This window comes from Chryseobacterium sp. VD8 (genome assembly GCF_037149975.1).
GTDB classification, from domain to species: domain Bacteria; phylum Bacteroidota; class Bacteroidia; order Flavobacteriales; family Weeksellaceae; genus Chryseobacterium; species Chryseobacterium indicum.
Genome location: NZ_JBBCQL010000295.1, coordinates 1 through 4,709 on the forward strand (window position 1 = coordinate 1; position 4,709 = coordinate 4,709).

Genomic DNA, 4,709 nt, shown 5'->3' on the forward strand with positions numbered 1-4,709 from the left:
GGAGTTGCGAGTGGCGGTGGGTCCAAAAACCATTAATGGGCAATTTTTGGGCCTCCAGGATGGACACCATCTGTAACAAGATCCCATGATGGCTGGGGGTTTTACGAGCCTAGTTTAAAATATATTAAGTTTATGTTAAGCCGCGGTGAAAAAAAGAGATTACAATCAAGTGTGTTATTTACAAACAGAGGGATTAATAAAATTAAAGAAGATCCTGCTTTTGCAACTCTGCCTACTTGGGTATCTAATACTACTATTGAAGGTGATGTAATAAATGATTATACAAGAGCAATGTTTGCAAGTGGTAAACATTATTTGCCATCCAATCAGTTAACAGCAGGAAGAAAAGATTACGGAAGTAATAAGAACTTCATCATTGTACGTTATGCTGAAATTTTATTAATGTATGCAGAAGCAGTTGCAAGAGGAGCTAATCCTACAGCTGGTTCAGCTGTAAACGCTGTTAATATTGTTAGAAACAGAGCAGGACTAAGTGCTTTAGCTTCAGTAACTGCAGATCAGGTGATGGATGAAAAATATGCTGAGCTGGGTATGGAGTGGGGAATTCGTTATTATGATATGGTAAGACTTGGAAATACAGCTGCATTAAGTTATGATGGAAGAACATTCACTATGGATAAACAATTCTTACCTTATCCTTTAGCACAAATAGATAAAATTAATTCAATAAAATAGATATAATATCTTCTAATTATGAAAAATATAATAAAAATATTTCTTACGGGTATGGTGATCACAAGTTCACTATCTTGTCAAGATGGATATATTGACGATATAAATGAAGTTGCTCCAGGTAATGATGTTTCTGCTCCGACAATACAGATTGTAAACCCTTCAGGAAATCTCTTCATTCCTTCATCAGCTTCCGGAGCAAATATAAAATTTCAGTATAAAATTACTGATGATATTGAGATAGGCAATGTTGATGTATTTTTGGATGGTACTAAAATTGAGAGTAAAAATTCATTCTTAGATTATAGAATTTATAATGGAACATATTCTTATGATAATTTATCCATTGGAAGTCATACTATTAAGATTGATGCAAAAGATAAGACTGGAAAAGCAGCAACTCAATCTTTTACATTTACTGTAGATAAATACAATAAAAAAAGTCTTTATGAGACTTTGTATATGCCTTTTTCAGGAGGTAATGTCTTTACCGATCTTATCAGTACAAACAATCCATCTGTAACGGGTAGCCCAGTTACAGTTTCTGGGGGATACTCAGGAGCTGCATATGGTGGTGGGAATTCTGGATATTTAAGTTTTCCATTGTCCGGATTATATAGTACAGATGGAGTAAGTTTTACTTTTTGGTATAAGGTGAATTCTTCTCCAGACCGTGCGGGAATTATTACAATAAATGATGACAGTAATGATTCAAATGATAATAGAAAACAAGGATTGAGATTATTTAGGGAAGGTAATGCAACATCTCAAACAGTTAAGCTTAATGTTGGAGTTGGAGCTGATGAATCCTGGAATGATGGAGGAACATTATCAGTTAATAACCAATGGGTTCATGTAGCAGTTACTGTTTCTAAGACTGAATCTAAAATTTATTTTGATGGAACATTAGTGAGAACATCTTCATATACTACTCCTTTTGATTTTTCATCTAGCAGTAATGTAGTGATTGGTTCTGGTGCTCCGTCATTTTCGTATTGGGGACACAATTCTGACCTAAGTTTAATTGATGAGGTGCGAGTTTATAATAAAGCTCTAACTCAAGCTGAGGTAACGGCTAGTAAATTATACTAAATATATTTAATTAGAAATATAAATAAACACTTTATGGTTTTTTTGCTATAAAGTGTTTTTTATACTATACTTATTAATAATGAAAAAAAATCTAATCAAAATTAGTCTTGTTTTATCAGCTTTAGGCTTCATTACTGGCTGTTCAAATTCTGATGCTCCATCATTAGGCGAAACTTACAATCCTAATCCCGCCAACAACTACACCGATGCACAACTCATCGAAATGGTACAAAAAGATGCTTTAAAGTATTTTTGGGATTACGCCGAATCGGGATCAAAATTGGCAAGAGAAAGATATCATACCGATAATCCTTCTCTGGATGCAAATATTGTTACGACCGGAGGTTCAGGTTTTGGACTGATGACTATTTTAGTGGGTATTAAAAACGGGTATATTTCCAGAGCTGAAGCGGTTTCCAGATTAACAACCTCTCTTAATTTCCTTCAGAATGCCAATCGTTTTCACGGAGCATGGCCGCATTGGATTAACGGAACGAATGGTCAGGTTGTACCTTTCAGCCAGAAAGATAACGGAGGAGATTTGGTAGAAACTTCATTTCTTGCGCAGGGACTGATCTGTGTGAGAGAATATTTTAAAAATTCTTCAGATGCTTCAGAACTGGCAATTTCTCAGAAAGCCGATGTGCTATGGAAAGGAATTGAATGGAACTGGTATACACAAAATCCTGCAGCTCCTAATATGCTTACATGGCATTGGTCTCCCAATTATGATTGGCAGATGAATATGCCGTTAAGAGGCTTTGACGAGACGTTAATTACCTATGTCATGGCTGCTGCATCTCCAAACTATTCAATCGCTAAACCTGTTTATCAGCAGGGATGGGCAAGAAGCGGAAGTATAAAAAATACAGGATCTCAGTATGGATTACCTGTTGTGGTCAATCATAACGGTGCAAATGGCACGGTAGGTCCGATGTTTTGGTCGCATTATTCATTTTTAGGACTGGATCCGAGAGGCTTGTCCGATGAATATGTAAACTATGGCGATGCTACAACCAATCATGCCAAAATAATGTATCAGTATTGCGTTGCCAATCCAAAAGGATGGCAGGGCTATAATTCAAAAAGTTGGGGACTTACAGCAAGTTATTCCCGAAATCCAAATACAGGAGCAGACGATTACGCTGCACATCAGCCAAATAACGATTTAGGAATTATTTCTCCTACAGCAGCATTGTCGAGTATGCCCTACACACCTGCAGAAAGTATGAATATGCTCAGATTTCTGTATAATGAAAATTATAATAAATATGTAGGCGTTGCAGGACCTTACGATGCTTATTCTGTTCATTACAATTGGGTGACGCCAAGATATCTCGCAATAGATCAGGGAACGATTGCACCAATGGTAGAAAATTATAAAAGCCAGTTTTTATGGCAGTTATTTATGAATGCGCCAGACGTGAAGCAGGGATTAATAAAATTAGGATTCCATTCTACACAGTATGGATTTTAAACAAAATTAAATTATGAAAAGGATAATACTTTCAGTCATCACTATATCATCACTCTCGGTTTCGTGTAAGAACTCACAGACTTCCATGCAGGAAGTTTCAAAAGTTCAGATTGTAAAAAGCAATATCACAGACGAGCAGTTAATGGATAAGGTGCAAAAAGATGCTTTAAAGTATTTTTGGGATTATGCAGAGCCCAATTCAATGTTGGGAAGAGAACGTTATCACGAAGATAATATCTATCCGGATAATGATAAACATGTTGTGACGACAGGAGGATCTGGATTTGGACTGGCAACCATTTTAGTGGGTGTAGAAAGAGGATTTATCCCAAGAAAAGATGCGGTGAAAAGATTGACTACCATGATGGATTTTCTTGCAAAAGCAGATCGTCATAAAGGAGCCTGGTCGCACTGGATCAATGGTGAAACTGGAAAAACAGTGCCGTTCGGCAAAAAAGATAATGGAGGAGATCTGGTAGAAACCGCTTTCTTAACTTCAGGAATTTTAATGGTTCGTGAATATTTTAAAAACGGAAACGCAGAAGAAAAAGCGCTGGCAAAAAAATGTGACGAGCTTTGGAAAGGTGTCCAATGGAACTGGTACACAAAAGGTGGACAGAAAGTCCTTTACTGGCATTGGTCGCCCGATTATCAGTGGGAAATGAACTTTCCGTTGGAAGGCTACAACGAATGTTTAATTACTTACATTTTAGCCGCTTCGTCACCTACTTATCCGATTGATGCCGAAACCTATTACAAAGGCTGGACAAGAAACGGAACCTACCTTTCAGATAAAGAAAAATATGGTCTGCCGATGTACGTAAAGCACAATGGTGCAGCAGAATATGGAGGGCCATTATTTTGGGCACATTATTCCTATATCGGTCTCGATCCGACGAACTTATCAGATAAATTAATCAAAAACTATTTTGATTTAAATAAAAATCAGGTTCTTATTGATTACAAATATTGCGTTGAAAATCCCAAAAACTGGAAAGGATATGGATCCAATTATTGGGGATTAACAGCCAGTTATTCAAGAAATGAGGACGGAAGCGCAGGATATGATGCACATTTTCCGCAAAATGACCGTGGGGTAATTACTCCTACTGCGGCGTTGAGCAGTTTTCCGTATTCTCCAAAAGAATCAATGGATTTTTTAAGATTTATTTACACCCAAAAACCTGAATTTATTGGCTCAGCCGGGCCTTACGATGCAACGTCTATTCATTATAATAACTGGACAACGCCGAGATATCTCGCGATTGATCAGGGAACGATTGCTCCAATGATAGAAAATTACAGAACCGGATTTTTGTGGAAACTATTCATGAATGCATCCGAAATTCAGCAAGGATTAAAGAAACTAAGCTTCAAATCGGAAAAATACCATATTAAATAATTTTTTCAGGAGCTTTTTCCCGCTTTCCGCACTCGCTATTTTAGA

Annotated in this window: 4 protein-coding genes; all 4 read left to right on the top strand. The window is 36.9% G+C overall.

Features of this window, described 5'->3' with window-relative positions; genetic code table 11:
• Positions 1 to 42 precede the first annotated feature (42 nt).
• The 4 genes from WFK35_RS20730 to WFK35_RS20745 all read left to right on the top strand — a co-directional run bounded on the left by WFK35_RS20730 (position 43) and on the right by WFK35_RS20745 (position 4,664).
• On the top strand, positions 43 to 696 hold the full coding sequence (locus WFK35_RS20730) for a RagB/SusD family nutrient uptake outer membrane protein (protein WP_336734392.1): 654 nt from the start codon (positions 43 to 45) through the stop codon (positions 694 to 696).
• 18 nt (positions 697 to 714) lie between these two features.
• A complete protein-coding gene (locus tag WFK35_RS20735) occupies positions 715 to 1,785 on the top strand; it encodes a LamG-like jellyroll fold domain-containing protein (protein WP_336734386.1) in 1,071 nt (356 codons plus the stop codon).
• 79 nt (positions 1,786 to 1,864) lie between these two features.
• Positions 1,865 to 3,262, top strand: a complete 1,398-nt coding sequence (locus tag WFK35_RS20740) for a glucoamylase family protein (protein ID WP_336734388.1) — start codon at positions 1,865 to 1,867, stop codon at positions 3,260 to 3,262.
• 13 nt (positions 3,263 to 3,275) lie between these two features.
• Complete coding sequence (locus tag WFK35_RS20745) at positions 3,276 to 4,664, top strand: glucoamylase family protein (RefSeq protein WP_336734390.1); 1,389 nt, start codon at positions 3,276 to 3,278, stop codon at positions 4,662 to 4,664.
• Positions 4,665 to 4,709 lie beyond the last annotated feature (45 nt).

Coding starts and splice junctions, on each gene's coding strand:
- WFK35_RS20740 (WP_336734388.1), top strand. CDS start 1,865: ATGAAAAAAAATCTAATCAAAATTAGTCTTGTTTTATCAGCTTTAGGC.
- WFK35_RS20745 (WP_336734390.1), top strand. CDS start 3,276: ATGAAAAGGATAATACTTTCAGTCATCACTATATCATCACTCTCGGTT.
- WFK35_RS20735 (WP_336734386.1), top strand. CDS start 715: ATGAAAAATATAATAAAAATATTTCTTACGGGTATGGTGATCACAAGT.